At 48.8% G+C, this 25,688-nt stretch carries 20 protein-coding genes; 4 read left to right on the top strand and 16 right to left on the bottom strand.

The genetic code is table 11. From position 1 onward, the window contains the following. Positions 1-53: 53 nt before the first annotated feature. A complete protein-coding gene (locus DCC85_RS09300; protein WP_108465338.1) occupies positions 54-1,817 on the bottom strand; it encodes an ABC transporter ATP-binding protein in 1,764 nt (587 codons plus the stop codon). A gap of 214 nt (positions 1,818-2,031) precedes the next feature. Between DCC85_RS09300 and DCC85_RS09295 the strand changes: the two genes are divergently transcribed. After that, on the top strand, positions 2,032-2,541 hold the full coding sequence (locus DCC85_RS09295; RefSeq protein WP_108465337.1) for an ADP-heptose synthase: 510 nt from the start codon (positions 2,032-2,034) through the stop codon (positions 2,539-2,541). 92 nt (positions 2,542-2,633) lie between these two features. On the opposite strand, the gene DCC85_RS09290 is transcribed toward DCC85_RS09295, so the two are convergent. Continuing rightward, positions 2,634-2,945: a HesB/YadR/YfhF family protein gene (locus DCC85_RS09290; protein WP_108467785.1), complete on the bottom strand. Its 312-nt coding sequence runs from the start codon at positions 2,943-2,945 to the stop codon at positions 2,634-2,636. A 520-nt stretch (positions 2,946-3,465) separates the two neighbouring features. Here DCC85_RS09290 and DCC85_RS09285 point away from each other — a divergent pair. Together DCC85_RS09285 and DCC85_RS09280 are read left to right on the top strand one after the other, a co-directional pair. Next, complete coding sequence (locus DCC85_RS09285) at positions 3,466-5,223, top strand: ABC transporter ATP-binding protein (protein WP_108465336.1); 1,758 nt, start codon at positions 3,466-3,468, stop codon at positions 5,221-5,223. A gap of 2 nt (positions 5,224-5,225) precedes the next feature. Further along, positions 5,226-7,283 (top strand): ABC transporter ATP-binding protein, encoded by a 2,058-nt coding sequence (locus DCC85_RS09280; RefSeq protein ID WP_108465335.1) that lies wholly within the window; start codon positions 5,226-5,228, stop codon positions 7,281-7,283. Positions 7,284-7,341: 58 nt separating this feature from the next. On the opposite strand, the gene DCC85_RS09275 is transcribed toward DCC85_RS09280, so the two are convergent. From DCC85_RS09275 to DCC85_RS09250, 6 genes are all read right to left on the bottom strand, one after another. Further along, a complete protein-coding gene (locus DCC85_RS09275) occupies positions 7,342-8,202 on the bottom strand; it encodes an S-layer homology domain-containing protein (protein WP_108465334.1) in 861 nt (286 codons plus the stop codon). Between the two features lie 42 nt (positions 8,203-8,244). Further along, complete coding sequence (locus tag DCC85_RS09270; protein WP_108465333.1) at positions 8,245-8,709, bottom strand: hypothetical protein; 465 nt, start codon at positions 8,707-8,709, stop codon at positions 8,245-8,247. 75 nt (positions 8,710-8,784) lie between these two features. Continuing rightward, entirely contained in the window at positions 8,785-9,159 is a 375-nt protein-coding gene (locus DCC85_RS09265; protein ID WP_234414396.1) for a PqqD family protein, read from the bottom strand. A gap of 21 nt (positions 9,160-9,180) precedes the next feature. Continuing rightward, entirely contained in the window at positions 9,181-11,082 is a 1,902-nt protein-coding gene (locus DCC85_RS09260; protein WP_234414395.1) for an OPT family oligopeptide transporter, read from the bottom strand. 269 nt (positions 11,083-11,351) lie between these two features. Further along, positions 11,352-11,687 (bottom strand): four-helix bundle copper-binding protein, encoded by a 336-nt coding sequence (locus tag DCC85_RS09255; RefSeq protein WP_108465330.1) that lies wholly within the window; start codon positions 11,685-11,687, stop codon positions 11,352-11,354. A gap of 115 nt (positions 11,688-11,802) precedes the next feature. Continuing rightward, on the bottom strand, positions 11,803-12,846 hold the full coding sequence (locus DCC85_RS09250) for a CobW family GTP-binding protein (RefSeq protein WP_108465329.1): 1,044 nt from the start codon (positions 12,844-12,846) through the stop codon (positions 11,803-11,805). Positions 12,847-12,997: 151 nt separating this feature from the next. Between DCC85_RS09250 and DCC85_RS09245 the strand changes: the two genes are divergently transcribed. Further along, positions 12,998-13,507, top strand: coding sequence for a MogA/MoaB family molybdenum cofactor biosynthesis protein (locus tag DCC85_RS09245; protein WP_108465328.1), 510 nt, complete (start codon positions 12,998-13,000; stop codon positions 13,505-13,507). A 90-nt stretch (positions 13,508-13,597) separates the two neighbouring features. Here DCC85_RS09245 and DCC85_RS09240 read toward each other — a convergent pair whose 3' ends face one another. The 8 genes from DCC85_RS09240 to DCC85_RS09205 form a co-directional block, all read right to left on the bottom strand. After that, positions 13,598-14,098 (bottom strand): hypothetical protein, encoded by a 501-nt coding sequence (locus DCC85_RS09240; RefSeq protein ID WP_159081827.1) that lies wholly within the window; start codon positions 14,096-14,098, stop codon positions 13,598-13,600. Between the two features lie 171 nt (positions 14,099-14,269). Continuing rightward, positions 14,270-15,715, bottom strand: a complete 1,446-nt coding sequence (locus DCC85_RS09235; protein ID WP_234414459.1) for a glycoside hydrolase family 32 protein — start codon at positions 15,713-15,715, stop codon at positions 14,270-14,272. 264 nt (positions 15,716-15,979) lie between these two features. Continuing rightward, the gene (gene ltrA / locus DCC85_RS09230) at positions 15,980-17,380 is read right to left on the bottom strand and encodes a group II intron reverse transcriptase/maturase (protein WP_108465045.1); all 1,401 of its coding nucleotides are present in this window, start codon (positions 17,378-17,380) and stop codon (positions 15,980-15,982) included. Positions 17,381-17,878: 498 nt separating this feature from the next. Further along, a complete protein-coding gene (locus DCC85_RS09225; protein WP_108465326.1) occupies positions 17,879-19,330 on the bottom strand; it encodes a glycoside hydrolase family 68 protein in 1,452 nt (483 codons plus the stop codon). Between the two features lie 255 nt (positions 19,331-19,585). Further along, complete coding sequence (locus DCC85_RS09220; RefSeq protein ID WP_234414394.1) at positions 19,586-20,437, bottom strand: PRD domain-containing protein; 852 nt, start codon at positions 20,435-20,437, stop codon at positions 19,586-19,588. After that, the gene (locus tag DCC85_RS09215) at positions 20,424-21,938 is read right to left on the bottom strand and encodes a PTS transporter subunit EIIC (protein ID WP_159081826.1); all 1,515 of its coding nucleotides are present in this window, start codon (positions 21,936-21,938) and stop codon (positions 20,424-20,426) included. Before DCC85_RS09215 ends, DCC85_RS09220 begins: the two co-directional genes overlap by 14 nt. Before the next feature lie 361 nt (positions 21,939-22,299). After that, complete coding sequence (locus DCC85_RS09210; RefSeq protein WP_108465323.1) at positions 22,300-23,295, bottom strand: acrylyl-CoA reductase family protein; 996 nt, start codon at positions 23,293-23,295, stop codon at positions 22,300-22,302. A gap of 77 nt (positions 23,296-23,372) precedes the next feature. Continuing rightward, a complete protein-coding gene (locus DCC85_RS09205) occupies positions 23,373-25,679 on the bottom strand; it encodes a thiamine pyrophosphate-dependent enzyme (protein ID WP_108465322.1) in 2,307 nt (768 codons plus the stop codon). Positions 25,680-25,688: the final 9 nt, after the last annotated feature.

The raw sequence follows: 25,688 nt of genomic DNA, 5'->3' as shown, positions 1-25,688 counted from the left end.
TAGAAGGCTGGCTTTTTTATCGCTGGACCTTATCCCTATAGCACCTTCACTATTTAGAGCAGTGCATCCTCAGGGCTCAAATTTTGAATGTTATAAAGACGGGCATACACACCAGCTTGCAGCATTAATTCCTCATGGGTTCCCGACTCTGCTACCTCCCCATTCTTCATCACATAAATCTTATCGGCATGGGTGATGGTAGACAGGCGGTGAGCAACAATTAACGTTGTTCTGCTGTGGGACAGCCTCTGCAGAGACTGCTGAATCAGATGCTCGGACTCCAGATCCAGTGCAGAGGTTGCCTCATCCAGCACAAGAATGGGCGGATTCTTCAGGAACACGCGGGCAATCGCAATCCGCTGCTTCTGCCCCCCTGACAGCTTAACCCCGCGTTCTCCCACTTCTGTTCTGTAACCATCAGGCAGCTGCATGATGAAATCATGTGCATTGGCCGCCTGTGCCGCAGCAATAATCTCCTCTTCAGAAGCATCTGGCCGCCCGAGTAGAATATTATCCCTCACACTGCCGCTGAACAGGAAGTTCTCCTGCAGCACCATGCCAATTCCGCTGCGAAGGCTGTGCATGGTCAGCTTACGAACATCTTCCCCTCCCACGCTCACTGTCCCCTTCTGAATGTCATAAAATCTCGGGATCAATCCAACGAGCGAGGACTTGCCCCCACCGCTCATTCCTACAAAGGCCACAGTTTGTCCAGGTGTAACGTCTAGGGAAATATTTTTCAGCACCCAATCTCCAGAGTCGTTATACTTGAACCAGACCTTATCAAACACCACACCCGCAGGTCCGGGCTTCAGCAATTTCGCTTCAGGGAGATCTGTCATATCGTAAGGCTCACGGAGGAGCTCAATAACACGCTCCCACGAAGCTGAGGCCTGTGTTAACACGGTGGAGGAGTTAATTAGACGCCTTAATGGCGCATACAGACGGTCCAAATACCCGAAGAAGGCCACAAATGTCCCCAGAGTCAAATTCCCTTGTATGACTTCATAGCCGCCATAACCAATGACCAGGAGCGGAGCTATATCCGTTAAAGTATTGATGATGGCAAAAGTCCATGCGTTCCACCGGCTATGCGCCATCGCCCGTTTTAAGAAGTTTCCGTTAATCCCCGCAAACTGCTTCTGCTCATGCCGTTCCAATGCAAAACTGCGGATGACCGAAATTCCCTGCATTCGTTCATGAAGGTAGGCCTGAATCCCTGCAAGTGCAGCAGAGCGGTCTTTGGTCAGCTTCTTCAGCCGCTTATACAGCAAATTTACCGACAGCGCATATAGCGGTAGAACCGCGATCGCTACCAAGGTGAGAACGGGATTCAAATAGAGCATGAACCCGAGAACAAATACGAGTGTAAACAGGTCAAGCCAGACGTTCATTAAACCGACTTCCACAATATTCTTCGTCTGCTCGGCATCATTAATGAACCTTGAGATAATCTCGCCTATTTTAGTATTTTGATAATACCGGAGAGATAAACGTTGAAGATGCTCGTACAGCTTATTTCTAAGATCGAACAGAATCTTTGCCGTTATATACTGGGCGAAATACTGCCGGTAGTATTCTACAGGCCCTCTAATAACGATAAATAAGAACAGGGATCCCCCCAGCACGAGCAGAAGGTGATTGATCTTCCGAGCTGCCGTCAACGCGCCATTCATCAGCAGGTCATCCACAACATACTTGAGGACCAGCGGCAGCAGTGATGGAATCCCGAACTTCAACATCCCGATTAATAAAGTTAGAATAATCCATTTCTTATAAGGCTTAACGAATGTAAAATAGGCTTTCATTTGCTTCAAAAGGCGAGCACATCCCTTGCTGTATGTTCTGGTTATACTATCGATATCCTAAGTTTGGCTCCTGTCCCGTAGCCCCATTTGACTTGGCCCAATCTTCCTGCAAAAGCTGTTTTTGCCTCTTTCGGTATGGTATACTCCTTATTAATGCCCCGCTTCCAGATTACGGTCACTCACGATTCACAGGTCTTTAGGAGCAGCATTAGGAGGAAGGAACATGCCGCGTCAATTTGTCATAGAAGCCGTTATGCTGGCAATATATGGAGAATTGCTTGTACCTAACGGTACTGTAGAATATATAGTCCCCTATAATACCATCATGGAGCTTTACGAATTTCGGAATAGTCCGGAGCCTCTAATGCATGACCCGTCCGATGACGAACATGTTAAGAATAAGATCAACGAGCTGATCTTATATTTGGAGGAGCCGCTCAACCGAAAAAGACTTGAGAAGTCCCTTGTTGTTCCTTGGGGTCGCAGCACCTCCGTTCTGCTTGGGGAGAAGGTAAAGCTCACGATTGTCAACGCGGTTGACAACGAGCTGTACGGCGAATATTTGGATCCCATTGAGACCGAGATCGTCTTAACCGCCCAGCGGGAGAGCGCACCCGTGCTTACCGACCAGCTAGAGTTCATCGGGCGAATTATTGAAGCCGAGGTGCCTGTCCAGGTCTTTGATATTCAAGACTTTGAATTTGCTATGGAAGACAGCATCTTTCGCACTTGATTAGCCAACCGGATATTCATTCAATAACACAAGCTATAGGGCCCGCCGCACGGCGGGCCCTAATTCAATGTAAATCCCCGCGTGCCCCAGCATCAGCTTGGATTCGCTTGGCTCTCCATAGGCTCATAGGTATAAAGTATATCATCTGCATCAGGATCATAAGATACATCAAGGCAGTATCCGTCCAGGTACCATAAATCCTGCTGCTCCATATAAAAGGTAATCCCTGAAACAACGGTAGAATATCCGGGATGCTGAGGCTCCTCTACTTGAATACCCAAAGAGAATCCAGGATGAATATGCCCCCCTGCGCTATATCTTGCAAAAAAGCGTATAGCTTGGCCGGATTGCAAATCCAGCTCCTGCTTGTACCAATTCGCTGCTTGTTCTGTAACTTGTATCATGGACTTCATCTCCTTCTCTCTATCGCACTGCATGAACCTTTGCCATCTTAGCAGCAATCCATTCTCTCCTCCTATTCTATCCGAACAGCTGCAGATTGCCAAACCGCCTTTTTTTGCGAACAAGTAAAATATAAATTGACAATCCTGAAAAGGCGATGATAAAATCGTCAACATACAAGATGTATTTTCAATAAATTTCCAAGGAAAGGGTGATCACGGTGTTTTACGTATACCATAAGAACACAGCAATGGGTTCATTCGTACAACTGAATACCGGAGTAGCCCCTGTGGAACAGTGTAAGACGGATTAAATGACCGTCCTTCCCTGCTGAAATCGAGTGATATCCGCGGCATGGTTTCTCTACTAGCTACAACCATCGTACGCGCTATATGTATATATCCTATAAGGGCATATCGTTTACGGACGGTATGCCCTTTTTTGCGGTTTCAGAACTCTGCAGGCGCTGCAAACGGTAGCTTCACACTTAATATCATATAAAAAAGGAGGGGAACCCCCACCATGTTTTCGGTTCTCAAAAATTTAGGCTGGTTCTTTAAGAGAGAGAAGAGGCGATACACCATTGGCCTTGTTTTCCTCATTCTCGTAGGCATCTTGGAACTGGCTCCACCCAAGCTGCTTGGCGACGCCATTGATACGATTGCTAACGGCTCTGTCAGCTGGCAATCCCTTACCGGCTACATTCTTGCAATTATTGGGATGCTGATCCTGATTTACTTGATTACGTACATATGGATGCGCCAGCTGTTCGGCGGCTCCAACCTTGTAGAGCGTTTGCTCCGTTCAAGGTTCATGAGCCATTTGCTGCGCATGACGCCTCCCTTCTTTGAACGCAGCCGGACAGGCGACCTTATGGCCCGCGCAACAAACGATCTTCGCTCAGTAGCTCAAACGGCGGGGTTTGGGATGTTGACCCTGACCGACTCAACAGCTTATTTAACAGTTGTATTCGTGGCTATGGGAACCCTGATCAGCTGGAAGCTGACCTTGGCAGCCATTATTCCCCTACCGTTCATTGCCCTAGCTATGAAGATTTACGGCAAGGTCATTCATGAACGCTATACCTTAGCCCAGGATGCCTTCGGAGATATGAACGATCAAGTGCTGGAGTCCATAGCCGGCCTTCGCGTTATTCGCGCTTATGTACAAGAGCGTAATGATGAGAAGCACTTTGAACAAATTACAGAAGATGTTTACCAGAAAAATATGGCTGTAGCACGGGTAGATGCTTATTTTGAGCCTACCATTCGCCTGTTTGTTGGCTTAAGCTATGCCATTGGATTAACCTACGGAATCTACCTCGTGTTTCATAACGAGCTGACCTTGGGCGACCTTGTGTCCTTCAACATGTATCTAGGCATGATGATCTGGCCTATGTTCGCCATCGGTGAGCTGATCAATGTCATGCAGCGCGGCGGCGCCTCGCTGGATCGTGTGAACGAGACGCTGAACGTAGTCCCCGATGTTCAGGATGTGCCGGATCCTGCAGAGGTTAAGAAGCCGGACGTTATCCAGTTCCAGGATGTCACATTCCGCTATCCTACCTCCACCATTAATAATCTGGAGCATATCAATCTGAGGCTGGCGCCGGGAGAAACCCTCGGCATCGTTGGCCGGACGGGTGCCGGGAAGTCAACGCTGCTGAAGCAGCTGCTGCATGAATACCCGCTTGGGACCGGCTCGATCACCATCTCGGATATTCCACTGGAGAACATCGCCTTGGAGAAGCTGCACTCCTGGATCGGTTATGTGCCGCAGGAACAAATTCTGTTCTCCAAAACCGTAAGACAGAACATTCAATTCGGGCTTGAGAATGCCGATGATTCGGTCATTCTTGAAGCAATCCGCACCGCCGCCTTCGAGAACGATCTGCAGACCCTGTCCGATGGTCTGGATACACTGGTCGGCGAGAAAGGCGTCGCCCTATCCGGCGGTCAGAAGCAGCGCGTCTCCTTAGCCCGCGCCTTCATTGCGGATCCCGACATTCTGATTCTTGACGATGCCCTGTCCGCTGTCGACGCGCGAACCGAGGCCAAAATTATCGAGAACATCCGCAGCAAACGTTCTGGAAAGACGACCCTGATCTCGACCCATCGCCTATCTGCCGTTGAGCATGCCGACCATATTATTGTGCTCGAGAAAGGCAGAATCATCGAGCAGGGTACGCATCAAAGCCTGCTGACTCAAGGCGGCTGGTACCGTGAACAGTATGAACGACAGCAGGTGGAATCCAACCTAACGGACGGAGAGGTGTCCTAATCATGAAAACCCGTACAGGGAAAGCCCTGTTTCAATATGCTTTAACGGCTAAAAAGACTTTTATTCTCGCGCTGGTCATGCTAGCTATTGGCGTAGCTGCAGATTTGGCAGGTCCTTTCCTGGCCAGAAGCATGATCGATGATCATATGCTGGCTATTGAGAAGCCCTTCTATGAGACCAAGGAAAGCGGCAAGTCTGCCGTCAGCTATGAAGGCAACTATTATAAGCGAGCCGACCGTTTTGCTGAGAATGAAGCCAAAGGCCGTGAGGTCCGAATCCTTCAAGCCGGGCGCTCATTCTACTTTGTAGATGCTGCCGTAACCCATACGGGCGGCGAACGTTCTTTTGAGAATGGGTTCCTCAAGATTACATCAGGAGGCCGTTCTGAGTCCTACCCTGCCGAGAAGCTCTCGGCCGCGAATCTGTTCGCTTTTTACAAGCCTGAACTGCCCGGCATTATCAAGCTGGTTATCTGGTACTTCGTCTTCTTAGTCATCGCCATTGTGATGGAATTCGGCAAGACTTATTGGCTGCAATCTTCGGCCAACAAGGTCATTCGCAAGCTGCGGATCGACGTGTACGCGCATATTCAGCGACTGCCTGTGTATTTCTTCGACAATCTTCCGGCAGGAAAAGTGGTCTCCAGAGTCACCAACGATACGGAAGCCGTAAAGGATTTGTTCATTGCCGTACTATCCAACTTCTTCTCCGGCATAATTAATATGCTGGGAGTATACGTAGCTCTATTCCTTCTGGACGTTAGACTTGGCTTGATCTGCTTGTTTATTGTTCCTGCCATCTATTTGTGGGTGGTGCTTTATCGTAAATTTGCAACCAAATATAACACGATTATTCGATCCCGGCTTAGCGAGATCAATGCCATTATCAATGAGTCCATTCAGGGAATGTCAATCATTCGGATCTTCCGCCGGCAGAAGCAGACAACCGCAGAATTTGAAGAGCTTAATGATGATTATATGAAGCATCAGAACAAGATGCTGAATCTGAATGCCTTTACCTCCCACAACCTGGTTAATGTGCTCCGCAACTTGGCTTTTGCTGTTGTGCTGTGGTACTTCGGCTCTGGTGCACTGAGCGGTTCCAGCGCCATTTCGCTAGGTGTACTGTATGCGTTCGTAGATATCCTGGGACGCTTGTTCCAGCCGATCACCGGTATGGTGAACCAGCTGGCAGCCTTGGATTCATCCATGGTATCTGCTGGCCGAGTGTTCGAGCTGATGGATGAACAGGGGGAGCCGGTAACTGATGGTTCCATGCCCCGCTACAAAGGGGATGTTGAATTCAAGGATGTCTCTTTTGCCTATAAGCGTGACTATGTGCTGAAGAAAATAAACTTCAAAGCCAAGCAAGGTGAGACTGTAGCCCTTGTAGGCCATACAGGTTCGGGAAAAAGCTCAATTATCAACCTGTTGTTCCGGTTCTATGATCCGCAGAAGGGAACCATAACCATTGACGGTCAGGAAGTCACCAAGCTGCCGAAGCAGTGGATTCGCCAGCATATGGGCATCGTTCTGCAAGATCCGTATCTGTTCACAGGTACGATCGCCAGCAATGTTAGCTTGAGTGATGAACGTATCTCTAGAGAGACCGTGGAGAAAGCGCTGCGCGATGTGGGTGCCGATCGCCTTCTGGCACACCTTCCAGGCGGGCTCGACGCTACTGTCGTCGAGAAAGGAAGCACCCTTTCCGCAGGAGAACGGCAGCTGATCTCCTTCGCTCGGGCACTTGCCTTTGACCCGGCGATCCTGATTCTCGATGAAGCAACAGCAAATATCGATACCGAGACAGAGGCCCTGATCCAGGCAGCCCTTGAGGTGTTGAAGAAGGGGAGAACCACCTTTATCATCGCTCACCGGCTGTCCACCATCCGCAGCGCTGATCAGATTCTCGTTCTGCATCGGGGCGAAATTGTTGAGCAGGGCACTCATGATGAGCTCCTTGCACTTGGCGGACGCTACTACCAGATGTACCGCTTGCAGAGCGGTTCGTCCGAACCTTCAGCTTCCCTGCCTCCGGCCACGGTACTGAATCCTTCCTAATTTCAAATATGCAAAAGAAGCCGCTCGGGTAAAGAGCGGCTTCTTCATGTCTTAGAGATTATTCTAGCGGAGCAATTTCAATTTTGTATTGTGCGGGAATGGTCACCTCTGCATGGGTATCCGTAATCACTTGCGGATACATCTGCCCCGGCTTAGGTGACAGCAGCTTGTAATAGACAATGGCTGTGTCTGCCTTATACTCCACCTTGGCGACTTCGATCCCGTAACCGGGATTCGGCTGCTGGCTGCGGGTAAGAACAACTTTTTGCTTCTGATCCGCCAGCTTCTCCGCCTTGTAAGTGATTGAATCTTCATTTGGCTTCGTTGCCTTGTGCTTCTCTACGAATTCAGAAGCGTTAAGCACCATCCGAGCCGCCTCCATCCGAGTCATGGCCTGCTTCGGATAAAATTTTCCTGACTCATGAAGAGAGGTCATCTTCAGCACAAGCATTCGCTGTACCGCACCTTGATAGCCTGGGGTTATATCATTTTCATCAGCTACATTGATATAAATTTTGATCATAGGGTAATTTCCGGTGGCAGAGATCGCTTTGTCCAAAAGAAAGGCAAATTGCTCCCGGGTCAAATTATCTGTCAGCTTCACGTCTTCAGGAAGCACTACCCCTTGCGCTTTAGCAGCTTGTACCGCTCCGGAATACCACGCTGAACCCGCAGGCTGCGCGGCCTCAAAACGCATAGCCTTGGCGATCATCTGCAAGGCCTGTGCACCCGATAGCTTCCCTTGAGGGACGAATTTATCCTGGGTAACCCCTTGTACTACACCTCTTTGCTGCAAGGCTTCAACCGTCTTGGCATCTTCTCCTTGAAGATCAGAAAAGGCTCCTGCCGTCGTAGCACCCAAGACAGAGCAAACCAGTACAATCCCTGCTGCCCATTTTCCTTTGCTCATCATCTTCATAACACCTCCACCCTCCCTGACGGAAGCCGAAGAAAAAATGTTTCATTTATTTGACAATCCCAGCTGTTCGTATAGTTCTCGGGAATAAGTCTGAAGCTTAGCTTCAAAGTGCTGTGCGCGCTCCTTGAAATCAATGAACTCCTCAATCATGGCGGTACGCCCGTCCTCTGTAAAGGTTTCGTGGATGCGCTCCTTGAAGTAGTCGTGGACAATGTAATTTCTCTGCTTCCAGAGATGCATCAGCTCTTCAGTCTCTTCAGAAGAAAAGGAAAAATAATGCCTGATCTCCTGTACAAGCTGTCCTAATGAGCTGCTCAGTTTGCGCTGGTAAAGCTCTTCAAAATCCTCCTCAGAAGGAACCTTCCCTTCCGCCAGCTTCATCAGCATGATCAAATTGGCTAGCTGCTGCTCCAAAGCTTGCGAATAATATACGGCCAGGCCAAAGTATGAGAACAGCTCCTTAGCGTGATTACGATCCGTCCTTAATTCCGTGCTTGCTCGTTCCATGGCTACAACTCCTGTTCGTTCATCCCCACCTCCAATTATCGTATCGCATATGTCCAGAACAGGGCAAATACAACTTTAGATTGACCGAACAAGCAGCGGCCGATCTTGGAGATAGACCCAGCCGTTAGCCTCCAAAATCTCAATAAACTTCACCAATCTTGGAAGCAAGGGCTCTGCTTTGGCTCCGAAAAGAAGCGCTAATCTCTCCGCGATCGCCTGAACCGTATGATCCCCATTGCACATAGAAAGCACGGTACCGCCCAGTTCGTCAAGCTCGATACGAATTACACGGGGCTGCTTCAGAAACCTGACGGATTGCCGTTCAATCCAGCTTGTACGCGGAAGCAGCAGGAACCACACGGGCTGATCCCCTGCATACTCAAGCTGATATTTCTCCTTAAGAATCGGATACATCTCCATCAGATTAGATGCGGGACTTTTTCTTCTCATGGACATTTCCTCCCTGGACCATTAGGCAGCTTCCTTGTCTTTACTAATGAAAGAGGTAAATGCGAGCAGCAGGGTAACCACTAGGAAAATAATCAGCGGCAGCACATTGCTATTCGAGGCAAACTGCTCTGGAATCGGAACATTCACCCAGATCAGAATCGCGATGATCACTCCGATTAACGACTCCCCGGCAATGAGTCCTGAAGCCAGCAAAGTGCCGGTCTCGATTCGACGTTTGCGCAGCGCTTCACTCCCCTTAGAGAAGAACTCCACCAAGTAACGGACAATACCGCCGACCATAATAGGCGTGCTTACATGGATAGGGAGGTATAAACCAACAGCCACAGTTAAGGAATTAAGCCCTAACAGCTCAAATACGATGGATGAGAAGGCTCCGATAAAGATCAGGTCCCAAGGTAGATTCTCGGCCATAATGCCTTCAACGATTAAGCGCATTAGTGCGGCTTTTGGCGCGGATAGCTGCTCGGAACCCAGCACATAAGTATCATTAAGCACATTAAGGATGAACCCGATAACGAGTCCGGAGACTAATACCCCAATGAGCATGGCTACCTGCTGCTTCCAAGGTGTACCTCCAACAAGATAACCTGTTTTGAGATCCTGTGAAATATCACCGGCAACGGCCAACGCAACGCAGACAACAGCTCCAACGGTCAGAGAAATGACCATTCCCGAGGTGCCGCTAAGCCCTGCCAGCTTATAAATAAACGTCACGATCAGCAGGGTAGCAATGGTCATCCCGGAAACTGGCGACGAAGAACTTCCTACAAGGCCTACAATTCTAGAGGCTACCATAACGAATAGAAAGCCGAACACCGCAATAGCAACTGCACCTATTAAGCCTACATCGGTCAACGGATCAAAGGCTAACACAATAATAATAACTGCGATGATGCCTAGCACCCAGATACCCGGCATATCCTTGTCCGTTCGCTCCAGCGTTTTTTTGCCAGCTTGTTCTCCCCTGAGCCCTGACAGCGTTGCCGTCAGTGATCTGACCAGCATCGGCAAGGTCTTGAGCATCGTGATCAGACCGCCCACTGCGACCGCGCCCGCCCCGATATAGCGGATATAATCGGCCCAGATCCCCATCGCATCCAGCTGAGCGATCGAGGTCTGTGAAGGAGCAAGCACGCCGGCATTTCCACTGCCGAAGAAGCTAATGGCCGGAATCAGCACAAGCCAGGCCAGCACACCTCCGGCCAGCATTTGCCCCGCAATCCGCGGCCCGATGATATAGCCGACGCCTAGGAGCGCAGGAAATACATCCATGCCAATGACGGCATTCTTAAACCGGAAGACCGCGCCCTCAATCTCCGTCTTAAACAGCTTAAACCCGTCGCCTAAACCCTTCACAATTCCGCCCACAATAAATCCATAGACTACCATGCCTGCACTTCGTCCTCCAGCTTCGCCGGACATTAGCACTTCGGCGCAGGCCGTCCCCTCTGGATAAGGCAGCGTGTGATGCTCACCAACAATCAGCAGGCGCCGAAGCGGCACCATCATAGCAACCCCTAGAAATCCACCAATAAGAACGATAAAGCTGATCATCTTCTGGCTAGGATTGAGATTCCACATATACAGGGCGGGAAGCGTGAATATCGCCCCTGCTGCAACAGCCTCCCCAGCCGTTGTCATCGTCTGAACAATATTATTCTCCAGGATCGACTTGCGCCGGAAGAGTCCTCGAAGCACAGCCAGCGAGATCACGGCAGCCGGAATGGAGGCGCTGACCGTTAGCCCAATTTTGAGTCCTAAATAGGCATTCGCAGCGGCAAACACCACGGCCAGGATGATGCCAAGCACAACTGCAACAGCGGTGAGCTCTGGCAATGTCCGTGAAGCCGGTATGTAAGGAACAAACGAAGAGGTACTACCTTTTCCTTTCTGATCCATCATGTAATCCTCCTGGGCCAAAATTTGCATGAAATACATCTGTATAGTGCCCGAAAATTAGAAAAAGAAACCGGAATACAGTAAATCTTGCCGAATACTGCGCTTCCCCGGGAAATGGTAAAGATACGCATAAATTAAGGCAGCAGCCCGAAGTCTTCTCCTCGGACTGCTGCCTTGTTATGATTAAACTTCTGACAAAATAGAGGCCTGCTTCTCTCTGGAGGGAGAGGGCAGGCCTCTTGATGCATTGGCTAAACTTGAGGCTTTGGTGCTTAAGCAGCAGACAGCATAGCTCGGCAGGCTTCCGCACACCGGCGGCAAGCCTCAGCACACTGCTTGCAGTGGTCATGCTCATGTTTGCCGCATTCTTCCGCACAGGCTTCACATGCTTTGGCACAGAGCTCACAGATTTCTTTGGCAAAAGGGGTATTACGAGATAATGCATCTGCCGTAAAGACACAGATATCCGCACATTCACGATCCAGCTTAATGCATTCTCTCAGCATCGCAAGTTCATATTCCTTCAGGCTGGATACATAACAATAGTTGCATGCATTCATACATTCAAGACAAGCCTCGATACATTTTCGGAATTGTTCGTTTTGCATGTTATATCTCCTCCACTTCTTGGAATATATGAGCTCTCAACCCGTCCTTTATGTAATAACCTTCAGCCTTTGGATTGAATCCCCTGCCTTTGGATTGACAAACATTGTTAACTTCTTAGGAAGCATCTTCAATCGCCTGCAATTGTGCTGCAAGCAGCCCTTTATCAAAATGCTCGCCGATAAATACGACCACATCCTGAACCTCTCCCTGGGGCGTTATCTTAAGAAAGTCTGTTTCACGATATGCATATTGGAACAGGTAGCGGCTGGCTGTATCGGAAAATTGCAGCACGCCCTTACCACGGTATATTTCCCTCGGCAATTCCCGAATAAGCTGTTCGAATCGTTCGCTGTTTATAGCCTTTTGAAAATAATGGGTATACACCATAACATGCTCATGTGAGGCATGAACGCCATGGTTATGGCTATGGGCATGATGCGGTTGATCACCGTCCTTACCCAAGCCTTGACTGTTACAGCCGCAATCCGGCCCATGCGAATGCCCATAATAACCGATAGATGTAGTGCTGTCAGTCCCTGCAGCAAGGTCCAGCAGTTCTGCCGGATCAATCTGGCATCTGATCGCAGGTAGCTGCACTGCAAAAGGATTCCAGCGCTGAAGCAAGCTGTCTAATTCAAGCACATCGTCTTCTGAGATCAGATCCCGCTTGTTCTGAATCAGAATTGACGCCGCCCGGATTTGCTCCTGCATCAAGCGGAAGGTGCTGCCTTGCTGGGAGCGGTGCAGCTCCAGCAGCTGTGCTGAATCAACCACAGTGATGAGCGGCTTGACATCCAGCCTTAAATAAAGTGCCGTCTCTGTAACACTATCCAGAATCTCCAGCGGGTTAGCCGCCCCTGTTGCTTCAATAATGATCAGATCCGGCGCTTCCGCCTGAATGAGCTCCGCCATTTCTACACCCAGATCCTCCCGAATCGAACAGCAGATGCATCCATTCAGGAGTTCAGCCATCGGCACTTCCTCTCGTACTAGTAAACCATCCAGATTGACTTCACCGATTTCATTCATGATAACGGCCGGCCGAAGCCCATGGCCCTTCCAATAATCCAGCAGACGCTGAAGCAGCGTAGTTTTGCCGCTCCCTAAAAAGCCTGACAATATATATACCGGAGTAATCCGGTCACCTGCACCAATCATGACTCCTTCTTCCCCTCTTCTAGGTTAACCTTTCACGAAAGCGAGTGTACTATAAATTCGAGTCCTGTTGCAAATGAAGTGCGGCTGAGCAAGTGAATATGATAAAATATAGCTTCGGACAAGCCATAAAATTGAAAGTGAGGTTCTTCCCATGAACTCCGTTCAAGAACACCGAAGTAAAGCACCAAGCACCGTCTCATGTCAGATTATTACGGTATCTGATACGCGAACCATAGAGACAGATACCAGCGGCGCCCTGATGAAGGCACTGCTTGAAGCCCATGGTTATCATGTCGCCGATTATCGCATAGTCAAAGACGAATACGAGGACATTCGCCAGCTCCTTCATCAATCCTCAATCAACCCTAATATCGAAGCAGTTCTGCTTACCGGAGGAACTGGTATCGCTCCCAGAGATACTACCTTCGAAGCGGTTCGCAGCCTTCTTGGCAAAGAGCTTCCAGGCTTCGGGGAAATCTTCCGCTACCTCAGCTTTACTGAAGATATCGGTTCAGCAGCGATCTTAAGCCGGGCTATTGCCGGAACCATCAGTTCAACAGCCGTCTTCTCGATGCCTGGTTCTAAGGGCGCGGTCAAGCTCGCAATGGAGCGGATCATTCTTCCTGAGCTGCGTCATGTGATGCGTGAAATATACAAATAAACAAGCAGCACGCTGAAATTTTAAAAAAGGCGCTGACGAAATAGGGTTAAACCTCTTTCGTCAGCGCCTTAATCTCTATAGGAATCTAATTTAAAGAGCCGGCTCTTTGGAAATCTGGGCAAACACAGCTGATATTTGGCCTGTATACTTATCCCGCTTGCTGCCTGAGCTTACATACACGATGGCCGAATTGCCACGTTCCAACCGGGTAATGGTCTGGTCGGAAATTAAAGCTGCCTTGGCCGAATAAGCTTTGCGGAGCTGCTCCTTTCGCTCCTGGGCTGTTTGATATTCATAGAGAATAATGTAGTGATTCGGATCGCCCGCGATATAATAGCGCACGCTTAAGTTGCCGTCTAAGTCTTGGGCGATCATTTCATTTGTCAGCTTAAGCTTCTGCTTCGCACAGGCATTCCAAAGCGACTGCAGCATCGGCGTGCTTATCTCCATATCCCCACGGAGTGAGCCACCCTGACCTGCTGTACTTTCCGGAAGCGAAAAACCGGCCCGGAGAGCGCCATCTTTTAGCACATCCTGTTGTTTGTCCCCTTGCATCGTTACTGCATGACATCCGCTGAATCCTAAAGCCATGAGAAGGGTTATCCCTATAGTTATCAAATATTTGCGGCTCATTCTCTCACCTGTCTTTTCTTGAAGGATCGCCTCCATATATTTAATAACAGGTTACCTCTCTATGAATTGGCTTATACCTTTGATCCAAGATGCAAACAACTATTCATTCAATAAGGTAGGCACTGTAGGTCATGGTTTTGCAAAATGCTTTATTACGAGGTTACTAAATGTCGCTGATCCTCCTTCAGTATATAGGGTTATACCCAGGTCGTTCCATTCGGGATAGATGACATTGGACAATACTACGTAACCATCATCGACAAAAACCTCTATACTTGTCTTATCCACTAAAACTTTTAGATGCACCTTATTCGCTTCGGGGCGAAATGGAGCTTGGCTCTCTACATAGCGTCTGTCCTTGTCTGGATGCCCAGTAAAGGTCCTGTTAACGTATGCATATCCGCCTGCCGTAAAAACTCCGACATCGGCATGACGACTCCCGTCTGTCGATTCTCGGACCCTGAGTCCTACATTTTTGAGCTGTGTCCAGGAAATATCGGCATCCAGCTGATAAGAGAAGCCTGAAGTTTGAAGAGGATAAGAACCGTTAACATGAATCGGTTCGAAGGTGTTTTCCGAGACTACGGACTCCTTTAAGGCATCTATGGGGCTAGATACCAGTGAATAGCTGCCTGCCGCCGATCGCCTAAGCTTGATCTCGCGTACAATCGAGTCCATACCGTTAAAGCCTTCCTTTAGTGTGGGCGTACTGTGCGCATAATTCCAATTATTCATCCAGGCTAACGCATAACGGTGATCGAGCTTATCACCGCTTGTACCATCTTCAAACGAAACTGCGGCATACCAGTCAAATCCATAATCCAGCCACTCAGGCTCACGCTGATCCGGAATAAATTCTTGGCTATTAAAGTCTCCTGTCCAGTAAGCGTAAGTATTGGGTTTCCCCGATGAAAGGCCATTAGCGCTAACTCCCAGCACCCATTTATCGGTTCCGTCGTCCGCTCTCATCCTATAAAGATCAGGACATTCTACCAGCCCAATATGATGGGTCTGGAAACTCCCAGTATAACTCCATTTTTTCAAATTGGCAGACTCATAGAAACCGATCTTAGTCCCTTCAGCCAAAGCCATCACCCATTTTTGCGAGCGAGCATCCCATATCACCTTGGGATCCCTAAAATCTTTAGTTCCTGGATTCGCTAATACCGGTCTGTCACCATATATTTTAAAAGTTCTCCCACGGTCTGTGCTGTACCACAAATATTGCTCCTGTTTCCCGTTTGCAGACGGCTGCGTTACAACAGCAACCAGCGCCCCCTTGCCAAAGCCTGCTGAACCCGATTCATCTAAGACAACCGAGCCTGACCAAGGGTCACCGTTTTTAGTCGTATACTTGGGTATAGCCACCCCTTCATCCTTCCAGTGAACCAGGTCGAGGGAAGTTGCGTGCCGCCATTCGGTACCGTTTCCCTTAGGGTAATCCCGATTGTATAAATAATAATAATGATATTTCCCATCCAGATAGATAGGTCGCTGAGGATCGTTTTTCCATTTATCGGGCGTTGTAAAATGATACACCGGCCGCAGGCTGTGTTCTGATCCAGCTGTCAACATCTCTGTTTTCTTGGCATTTGTCTGCTCACTCTTTCCCACACTTGTCATCTGAGGAAACTGCAAGGCTAAGCCTAAAACCGCCACACAACCGAAGCACGCAACGGAGGTAATAGACTGCTTGGTTATTCTTTTTTTTCGATTATTGTTCATAAGGCATGCACCTCACTAATAGAACTTATTAATTCTTAATCGAGTAGGAGGCTATTCATTAGATGAGTAGCCGACCTCTCACACCACCGTACGTACCGTTCGGTATACGGCGGTTCAACCGCATAAGTGCAATTTACGTAAACGCTCGTATTGCGCAGGAAAGTCATAATATCCTGCCTGTACGAGCTTTTTGTTTGTTATGGAACGAGACAACACTGGACTTCCGGCGATGCGCCAGTACCCGAGACGGGAATTGCCCCACTGGTAAGCCTGCCATTCCGGTATCCCCAGCTTCCGCAGGTTTTGTACTTTTGTTCGCGGCTTTTTCCACTGTTTCCAGATGTACATCCGCAGTCGTCTTCGCAACCATTCGCTCCAGCTTTGCAGGATCCGTTTCATGTCGGCCACATAGTAGTAACCAATCCATCCCCGAATGTAGACTTTTACCTTTTCCATGACTTGGCGAACATTTCTGCCCTGGCTGCGACTTGTGAGTTCTTTCAACTTCTTCTTCGCTTTTGCGAGGGATTGTCCATGGGCACGGATATACATGCCGTTCTTGTTCTTTCCCAGGGCAAAGCCGAGAAATTTGAAGTGCTTTCGAGCCACTACGCTACCGACCTTACTTTTCTGCGTATTGATCTGGAGTCTCAGTTTGGTCTCCAGGTACTTTCCGCAGGATTCCAGTAGCCGCACCGCTGCCCGTTTACTTTTGGCAAGCACCACAATATCGTCCGCATAGCGGATGACGTTCACTCCGCGGCCTTTCATCTCTTGGTCAAATTCGTTCAGGTAGATGTTCGCCAGAAGCGGCGACAGGGGGCCTCCCTGAGGGGAGCCTTCTTCTGTTTTGCAGTGCACCCCGTTCTCCATAACCCCACTTTTCAGGTATCTCTTAATCAGTTCGGTTACGCGTCTGTCCTGAATTTGTTTGCTCAAAAGATGCATAAGCAGCTCATGATTCAGCGTGTCGAAGTATTTGGAGAGGTCGATTTCTACTGCGTAGCCGTATCCCTGTTCTGCATAGTCTTTCACCTTGCGAATGGCCTGTTGTGCGCTCCGACCGGGGCGGTAGCCATAGCTTCCCTCCGAGAAGAGCGGCTCGAACAGGGGCTGGAGCTGCTGGGCGACTGCCTGCTGAATCACTCGGTCTACGACCGTGGGTATGCCAAGCTTCCGTACTCCGCTTCCATCTGCTTTGGGAATTTCCTTGCGCCGTACTGGGCTGGGCTTGTATCTGCCTTCCCGGATCTTTTGCAACAGCTCGTCTCTATGTTCCTGCAGCCAGGGTAGCGCGTCTTCTACGGTCATTCCGTCGATTCCTGGCGCTCCATGGTTGCGTTTGACCTGTTTGTAGGCTCTGTTCAGATTGTCTCTGTCCAGAATCTGCTCCAGCAGGTCTGTTGCACCGCCTCTTTCTTTACGTTCCCGAGTGCCGGCGCTCCGCACTCCCGCATGCTCTTCGCGTTCCACGCTATCCCTTTGCAGGTAGCCCTTTCGGTATTCTGCTTTCATCGCGTCAGCTCTCCTTTCGGTATGTACTCGAGACTTACGATTGTTCGGCCCTTCCCCGAAAAAAAAAACCTTCCGGGTACTATGGCCTCTGCTGACTTCTCACAGCAAGCTTTACTCCGTCTTTCGGTTTTTTTTCCTACTTGTCGTCTGTGAGACCTCCCCGGGTAAGAGCGATAACCTTCCCCTCATCTATCTGCCACATTTACACCATGGGATTCGGGCAGTATTGGACTTTGCTTTGTAGTGCAAGCTCGTCCGTCCCATGATGCCTTCTATGTGATTTCTGTTCGTCAGACCGAGGGTTTGCCTCCGGCTTCCTTCAGATTCCGCCTCGCGGCGGACACCCTTGCCTTCAGCTAACAGTTCCTACTGCCAAGCCTGTAGCGGACTTTCACCGCCGAGTTATCGCCCATGCCGGGCGCACACCTAAAAAGAAAAGAAAATGCCACGTTCATGACATTTTCTTTTCTTTAACAATATATGAGATCGGGTATTAGGTTATTCTACCGTGACTTGTCCTTGCTCCAGAATGCTATCTTTCACCACAGAGGTTTTGGAGCCCTTGATGTTGACCAGGAAGCTTGGCGCAAAGGTGGAATGGTGGTCGCTGAACAATCCTCTGTTCGTCATATAGCTCGTAATAACGACGTTATTCCCTTGAACCTGTGGAATAGCATAATGAGCATATGTCCACGTAATATCCTTAGGATCCAAATCTTGATGCAGTACAAGTCCAGTGCCGTTCAGCGGCTTGTAAGGTCCTGTCAAAGAGTTGGACACATAGCCAAGCATGTAGATATCTTTGGCACCAATACCATCTACAAACATTTTGGCTCCTCTTGTATCTGTGAACAGATACCATTTTCCGTTCAGCTTAAAGACGTTTGCACGCTCAATTTCATCGGTTACAGTATTGGATGCAATCAGCGGCTTCATGACATTTTTCAGCGTGTAATCGTCATTCAGCTCAATGATCCCTAACGCACCATTTGCCAATGAAATGGATTTTTTGCTTGAACTTTGAAGCAATTTCTCTTTCTCGTCTCTGAAGAATTTCGTGCTTCCATCATAAAAGGCGCGGTTATTAAAGGAGTCTTCTCCTTGATAACCCGTTTCTGTTCCGGTATTCGCCTCAAAGACAAGGTACTTATGACCGTTATCTTCTACATAGTGTGGATCTCTCAAAGTGTGGTTATCTGAGAAGTCTCCATCACTGAACGCTTGGTCGACCGTTTGATACATTTTTCCGTCGCCATCAAAGATTGACTTAAAGTCTTCCACACCATCCACCTTGAGCACATTAGACTGAGACTCAGATGTATTAACTTGAGCAGTTGTCAAAGTTTGCTTGCCATAGAATCCGTTCGCTGGATCCCAGCCTTGACGGTTCGTATAGAACAGACGAATATGACCATCGTTGGTCAGCGTTGCAGAACCGGACCATTCTTCAGCCTGTTTGTTCAGTATCGTGTCATTCGGCACGTTTTTATCCGTGTCTTTGAATACTCTGCCCGCATTTTTCCAAGCATTGATGGAGTTATCTCCTGTTTTCTTATAGAACATATAGATGAATGTGTCCCAGCCCCGTTTCGGATCACCAGCCAGACCGAACACGATTTGATAGCCGTGATAGTTGGCTACCGTTCCATCCGCATTTTGCAGTGGCCAAGTGTCCCATACATCCAGATCAATTGAGTTTCCATTCTCATCAAAACCTTTGGCAGAGGGTAGATTCTGAATGGTTGAAGCGTCAAACTGCGGAACTTTGAATTGTTCACTAGTTTGCTGTGCAGCAATTTTTAAAGCGTCTGTACGTGTAATATGGGAGAAGCCGTAATCTTCTTTGTAGTCGGATCCTTTATCCGCAAAGGCTGAAGCTCCTCCACCTGCCAATAGGGCTGTTGCCAAAGTTACCGTCGTTGCTCTTCTTACGATGTTTTTGAGATTCATAATTTCTCTCCTTTTCTAAGATGTAAGTTTTTGGATAACAGAAAAAAGACCTAAAAACCCTTAGATCAATGTGGACACACCGATCCCAAGTGGATTTTTAGGTCTTGCCTGCTTTCCAGTAACAATCCCGACATATTCAATTCGAATGTCAACGTTATTCTATCCTGACTGAGCGCGCGCTGGCTATAGCCCAGAGCTCCCGATTGTTATTTTAGGACCACCGGCTTATTATCTGGAAATGTTTAGAATAAAGTATCATTTCGATAGTTCATTAAGCCTGGTTCCTATCCGGTTAATTTCCATAGCAACTACAATTCGCTGGCTCTCTGTGAAGACATACCCATAATCCTCCTCGATCCAGTCACTAATCTCGCAGGCCTGTGAGTACGACTCAGGGAAGTTCTTTCTGGCCATCAACACAAGCTCTGGATTCAGTTCATTTCGAAGGCTACCCGTTTCATCCGTCTGCAGCATGTTCTCAAGCTGAGTCAAAAGCCGCTCGTAGTTCGTAGATCGGCGATCCAATCCCGTCCTTGATGCCTCTATTACACCTTCTGCGATATCCCTGATCATAGCTGTTTTCTCTGTCGTCTTCTCACGAGTACCTGCGTTCTTCCATGCGGTATGAATGTGCATCGCAATATAACCCACCTCATCTTCGGGGATAACCACCTGCAATTTCTCGAAAATCATCGTCTTCGCATGAAGACCAATCTGGAATTCTCTTGGATACAGGATACGGATCTCCTCAAGAAGTGTATTCTGGATGGCGATTCCCTTGCGGATGCGTTCTAACGCGAACGAGAGATGGTCGGTCAAAGCGATGTGAATATGCTCATTGAACGTGACGGAAAGTTCCTGCTCAGCAGTAGCAATAATTTTCTGTGACACTGCAATCTCCTCTTCAGGCAGTGTCCCCAGCATCTCTTCAAGGTGATTGTATTGCCCAGGATCACTCATTACGAATACCTTCTCAATAAGGCCGGGGTCAACAATATCATTCTTTCCCTTTTGGAATACAATCCCGGAACCCAGAATGATCTTTTCTTCCCCTTGATCGTTGACTACAGCTGCGTTATTATTAAGTATTTTCTTAATCTTCATCATGTTTTTCTCCTGTGCCTGAACGTATTCTAAGTTGTTTAGTCAAACCTTTTGGGCTGTAAGTTCGCTTGGCACCAAGAAACAGACCCGTTGTAATAAAAGCCGTTGCCATGGCGAGTAGAGAGCCAACTATATAATGAATGAAGTTCATTAGCCCTGGCTGTATAACAAAAACAGTCATCGGAATTCCAGTTAATCCAAGCGAATTGGAGACGACCTTATGGAAAGCGACATAAGCTCCTCCTACAGCACCACCCAACGCTGCACCCACAAAGGGGCGCCCAAGCTTCAAGTTGACGCCATACGTAACCGGTTCGGTAATGCCGAAAAGAGCGGTGATGGATGCGTTCAACGCAATCTTCTTAAATGCCTTATCTTGGGTTCTGACATATACGGCTAGTCCAGCTCCTGCTTGAGCAAGATTTGCCATAGACCAGATAGGAAGCAGGAAGTTAACCCCGATCTCCGGGTTGGTGATGAGTCCAGCTTCCACGGCCTGGATACCGTGATGGAGTCCGGTGATGACAATCGAGCTATAAATGCCGCCAAGAAGCAGACCAAACCACAAGCCGCCAGTGGCGAACATTTCTTCCAGAATCCTTCCCAGAACCCCACCTAGCCTAAAGACCGTCGGTTCAATGATTAGCACGGCAAGGCTGCCTGCCATAGCAACACTCATCAATGGAACAATCAAAGCCGAACCGAATGATGGAAGAAAACGACGTAGCTTTCTCTCAATAAAAGTCAACAATAGCGCTGAAAGAATTGTGGGAACAACGGCCCCCTGATACCCCAATTGAGGAGTTGATATCAAAGCCTGGGCACTTTGCAGGATCGCGCCTTTCTCCTGCATAGTCATAAGACTTGGATGTGTCATCATGATCCCCATGGCTGCGCCAAGCCATGGAGTGCCTCCAAACCTCTTTGCTGTATGATATCCGAACAGCACCGCCATAAGCTGAAAGGCTGAACCTGCGAAGAGAGACAACATCCGAAACCAGATATTATCCGGATTATTTAAGCCGAAGGACCCCATAAATCCTAATAGACCAAGCAGCAATCCGGCTCCGACAAACAGCGGAATAATCGGAATGACAATATCGGAGAAGAATTGAACAGCGCCCAGCAGCTGTGTTAACGGTCCATTTTTCTTGTCCTTGGGTGACCTGACTACATACAGTTCTTCTGAGTGTCGATCCGTTTGTGAAGCTTCCTCCTGAAGCATTCTGTTGACTTGACGAGTAACTTTGGAGACGACTGCCGGTCCAAGAATAATTTGCAGCTGCCCGGCAATTACAAGTATGCCTTGAACCTCCTTCATTTCTTTCAGACTTTCCTCATTTACAAGATCAATATGATTCAGCCTGAGGCGGAGTCGTGTCGTACAGTGGGTACAATCGATTATATTTTCAATGCCGCCCGACAGTCTAATTAAGCGAGTGGCCAAATGCTTCGCTGCACTCCGAACCTGAGTTACAGCTGCGCTCTGCTCATCCTGCTGCATGAATGGCCCCCCTGCTAGGATAAAAATCCCATTCAATAGTGACAATTTCGTCATTTATAGCAATAGTTATATTGTGACCACTTCAATTTTTAAAATCAATGGTCAAGAAATACCACTATTCTGAGAACAGAGGCTCATTATTGCATCACAGGCTAAAAATGTAGACAAATAAAAAAGCCGACTCCCGAATCGAAAGTCAGCCTTAACAATGGATTTTCTACCTGACATACACTTTGTGTTGACACAAAAGGGTCCTGCCCTTGGCTAACGTCAGGGCTTGCCAGCCCTCGTCCTGAGACTAGCTACTAGAAAAAGCCGGACGGTCCATAACCTATGAACCATCCGGCTTTGTATTTACCTGCTACATCAGCTTAATAACCTGTCGCCCGATTGAATGACCTCCCAGAATTCCCATTAAGGCTTCCGGTAGCTCATCCATCGTGAAGGTGGTGATCCCCTTCTTCAATAGACTCAGCGGCTTCCAGTCCCCGGCAAGCAGTGTCCATAATCGTTCCCTTAGCTCCATTTCGCAATAGACGCTATCAATACCCAGAAGATGAACTCCACGCAATATAAATGGATAGACACTTGTCTCCAGCTTTCCTCCGCCAACCATGCCGGAGAGCGCAATACTGCCACCGTAACGGATGGTTTTGAGCAAAGCAGCCGTAAAGATTCCGCCAACCGGATCTACGACGGCGGCCCATTGCTGGCTTCCGAGAGCTCCCTTGGTATTTTGAACGGCCTCATCCCTGGATACGACCCGGGCGGCTCCCAGCTCTTGCAGCCAGGCGGTCTGCTCTGACTTGCCAGTAACCGCCGTAACTTCATAGCCTAGTCTTGACAGTATGGACACGGCGACGCTGCCTACCCCTCCAGTCGCTCCTCCCACCAGCACAGGTCCAGCCTGCGGGTTTAGCCCTGTAAGCAGCAGCCTGTCGATGGACAATGCAGCAGTAAACCCTGCCGTTCCGATCGCCATCGCTTCCCGCAAATCAAGTCCCTCCGGCAGCTTGACGAGCCAATCCCCCGGCACGCTTGCATACTCTGCATATCCTCCCGGATGGCTTACCCCAAGCTCGAAGCCCGTACAAATGACTTTATCGCCAGCCTGGTAACGTGGGTCTTTAGAAGTGACCACCTCTCCAGCGAGATCAATGCCAGGTGTAAACGGGTAAGATTTTACGATTTTCCCCTCAGGAATGCTGGCCAGACCGTCTTTATAATTCACGCCCGAATAATGCACGCGAATTTTAACGTCTCCCTGCGGCAAATCCGCCGGTGTCAGCTGATCGATTTCTGTCCGAAAGCCCTGCTCATCATGATGAACTCGAAACGCACGAAATACTTCTGTCATGTCCTAATTACCTCCGTATCCTCCCTATTGCCTCACTCTCCATGAGTGGCCGCAAATAAGGAATCCTATTGGAACTTCTAGAGTTCCGGATGCTCATGCTTAATCTTCAAAATGCTCCAGCGGCGCTCAACCTCTTGTTCAAAGTCATGAAGCCGCGCTTCATTCTCGGGCTTGAGCAGATGTCTTGTCTTGCCCATGGTACGCAGCCAGTCCGAGAGAGGTACACGCTTGCCCTTCTCTTCCGGATTATAGGTAAGCGTTGTTTGTCCATGCTCTACTTCGTATAGCGGGAAGAAACAGGAATTCACGGCAGCGTCAACAATATTCGTTCCTTGATCATCCGGAGCGATCCAATTCAGCGGGCAGGCGATCAGTATTTTACCGTATACGAGTCCCTCATTCTGTGCATACCACTGAGCCTTAGCAGCCTTCTTAACCAGATCCTGAGGATATGCCTCACTGCCTGTAAAGACATAAGGAATATTGGTAGCCGCCATAATTTGAGCGGTATCCTTATGATGGAACGCCTTTCCTTTCTGCTCGGAGCCAATATTGGAAGTTGAAGTACGATGGCCTATCGGCGTTGAGTAAGATAGCTGAGCGCCTGTATTCATGTACCCCTCATTATCATACTCGATAATAATCATCTTATGGTTGCGCAGCGCAGCACCAATGGCCGGCCCCATACCAATATCCATTCCTCCATCACCGGTTACCATAACAAAAGTAAAGTCGTCTGACAATCCCAGCTCATCAAACTCGCCTCTGCGCTTGCGTTCCCAGAACATCTCAACGACACCTGACAACGTAGCGGCTCCATTTTGGAACAAGTTATGAATATATGTTGCTTTATGCGCCGAGTAAGGATAGCCCGTTGTTACGACCATGGCACAGCCGGTATGGAACAAAGCTACAATATCCCCTTCAATCCCTTTAAAGAACAGCTCTAGTCCCGAGAAAATACCGCAGCCCGGACAAGCCCCGTGGCCCGGAGCAATACGCTTCGGCTTCTTGGTTAAGGCACGCAGCGGCGGAATACGCACGCTTAGCTTACCCGTTGCTTCATCTTGTTTTACCGTAATCAGGCCTGTCTTCAGGTCCTCGAACTTCAGCGGCTTCAGTACCCGCTTAGGAGCTTGGTCCGGCTTGCCCACCGAATGCCCATAATAATCAAACGGAACGTCCACATGGTTCTTGGCTGCCGCCTCAATCGCAAGGGAGAACAAATGATGTCCATCCTCCGCGTAAAATTCCTTACCGCCTAGCCCATAGATCCGGCTAATCACCTTCGTGGTCGTATTCCCATAAGTAAACAATGCCGCCTTAATTTCATTAACCATATTGCCGCCATGAGCGCCATAGGAATCCGCACGATCGCCTACCGTAATCGCTTTGACTCCCTTCAGGGCCTCTGCAATCTCTGCCTGAGGAAACGGCCGGATCATGTTAGGCGCAATGGCGCCCGCCTTAACTCCCTGCTGACGCAGCTCATCCACTACATCCTTGATGATCTCTGAAGCCGAATTCATTAGGAATACGGCTACCTCAGCATCCTCCATCCGGTATAGGTCAAGCATCTTATACTCGCGTCCGGTCAGCTGCTTGTACTCACCTGCAATACGCTGGAACACACGTCCGGCATTGTACATCGCTTCCGATTGCTGATAGCGGTTATTGATGTAATCTGGCTCATTCATATAAGGTCCTACTGTGATCGGGTTGTTGCGGTCCAGCGTATGTGCGAAGCCTGCCGGCGGACGCTTGCCCACAAACTTCTGGACATCTTCCGTATTCGCGAAGGTACTAACATTACGCTTTTGGTGCGAGGTGAAATAGCCGTCAGAGGCCACAAGCACTGGCAAGCGAACCTCAGGATCCTCTGCAAGCTTAATAGCCATTAGATTCATATCATAAACCGATTGAGGGTCCCGGCACATCAGGATCGGCCAGCCTGTATTAAGTGCAAAATACAAGTCAGAATGATCCCCATGAATATCCAGCGGGCCCGATACGGAGCGGCAAACCAGATTCATTACCATAGGAAAACGGGTACCTGATTGTACAGGCATTTGTTCCAACATATACAGATACCCGTTGGCACTGGTTGCGTTGAACACTCTCCCCCCTGCTGTAGACGCCCCGTAGCATATCCCGGCAGAGCTGTGCTCACCATCCGATGGAATCAGCTTAATATCATGCTGTCCATTAGCCTTCATAAGGTCAAGGAACTGAGCCACTTCTGTCGAAGGCGAAATAGGAAAATACCCCATGATATGATAGTTAATTTGTGAAGCTGCATAAGCAGCCATTTCATTGCCGGACTCATACACCGTGCGCTGCTCAATTTGAGCCGTTCCGCGTTCTTTTTCCATGTCAATCGCCATCACTTTATC

Source organism: Paenibacillus sp. CAA11 (genome assembly GCF_003060825.1).
Classification (GTDB): Bacteria; Bacillota; Bacilli; order Paenibacillales; family Paenibacillaceae; genus Fontibacillus.
Note: the sequence above shows the minus strand (reverse complement) of the source record. Positions and strands in the feature narration are given on the sequence as shown.

Excerpts from the sequence above, each read along its gene's own strand:
- DCC85_RS09295 (WP_108465337.1), top strand. The coding sequence starts at position 2,032 with ATGCCGCGTCAATTTGTCATAGAAGCCGTTATGCTGGCAATATATGGA.
- DCC85_RS09290 (WP_108467785.1), bottom strand. The coding sequence starts at position 2,945 with ATGATACAAGTTACAGAACAAGCAGCGAATTGGTACAAGCAGGAGCTG.
- DCC85_RS09285 (WP_108465336.1), top strand. The coding sequence starts at position 3,466 with ATGTTTTCGGTTCTCAAAAATTTAGGCTGGTTCTTTAAGAGAGAGAAG.
- DCC85_RS09280 (WP_108465335.1), top strand. The coding sequence starts at position 5,226 with ATGAAAACCCGTACAGGGAAAGCCCTGTTTCAATATGCTTTAACGGCT.
- DCC85_RS09275 (WP_108465334.1), bottom strand. The coding sequence starts at position 8,202 with ATGAAGATGATGAGCAAAGGAAAATGGGCAGCAGGGATTGTACTGGTT.
- DCC85_RS09270 (WP_108465333.1), bottom strand. The coding sequence starts at position 8,709 with ATGGAACGAGCAAGCACGGAATTAAGGACGGATCGTAATCACGCTAAG.
- DCC85_RS09265 (WP_234414396.1), bottom strand. The coding sequence starts at position 9,159 with ATGAGAAGAAAAAGTCCCGCATCTAATCTGATGGAGATGTATCCGATT.
- DCC85_RS09260 (WP_234414395.1), bottom strand. The coding sequence starts at position 11,082 with ATGATGGATCAGAAAGGAAAAGGTAGTACCTCTTCGTTTGTTCCTTAC.
- DCC85_RS09255 (WP_108465330.1), bottom strand. The coding sequence starts at position 11,687 with ATGCAAAACGAACAATTCCGAAAATGTATCGAGGCTTGTCTTGAATGT.
- DCC85_RS09250 (WP_108465329.1), bottom strand. The coding sequence starts at position 12,846 with ATGATTGGTGCAGGTGACCGGATTACTCCGGTATATATATTGTCAGGC.
- DCC85_RS09245 (WP_108465328.1), top strand. The coding sequence starts at position 12,998 with ATGAACTCCGTTCAAGAACACCGAAGTAAAGCACCAAGCACCGTCTCA.
- DCC85_RS09240 (WP_159081827.1), bottom strand. The coding sequence starts at position 14,098 with ATGGCTTTAGGATTCAGCGGATGTCATGCAGTAACGATGCAAGGGGAC.
- DCC85_RS09235 (WP_234414459.1), bottom strand. The coding sequence starts at position 15,715 with ATGTTGACAGCTGGATCAGAACACAGCCTGCGGCCGGTGTATCATTTT.
- ltrA (WP_108465045.1), bottom strand. The coding sequence starts at position 17,380 with ATGAAAGCAGAATACCGAAAGGGCTACCTGCAAAGGGATAGCGTGGAA.
- DCC85_RS09225 (WP_108465326.1), bottom strand. The coding sequence starts at position 19,330 with ATGAATCTCAAAAACATCGTAAGAAGAGCAACGACGGTAACTTTGGCA.
- DCC85_RS09220 (WP_234414394.1), bottom strand. The coding sequence starts at position 20,437 with ATGATGAAGATTAAGAAAATACTTAATAATAACGCAGCTGTAGTCAAC.
- DCC85_RS09215 (WP_159081826.1), bottom strand. The coding sequence starts at position 21,938 with ATGCAGCAGGATGAGCAGAGCGCAGCTGTAACTCAGGTTCGGAGTGCA.
- DCC85_RS09210 (WP_108465323.1), bottom strand. The coding sequence starts at position 23,295 with ATGACAGAAGTATTTCGTGCGTTTCGAGTTCATCATGATGAGCAGGGC.
- DCC85_RS09205 (WP_108465322.1), bottom strand. The coding sequence starts at position 25,679 with ATGGCGATTGACATGGAAAAAGAACGCGGAACGGCTCAAATTGAGCAG.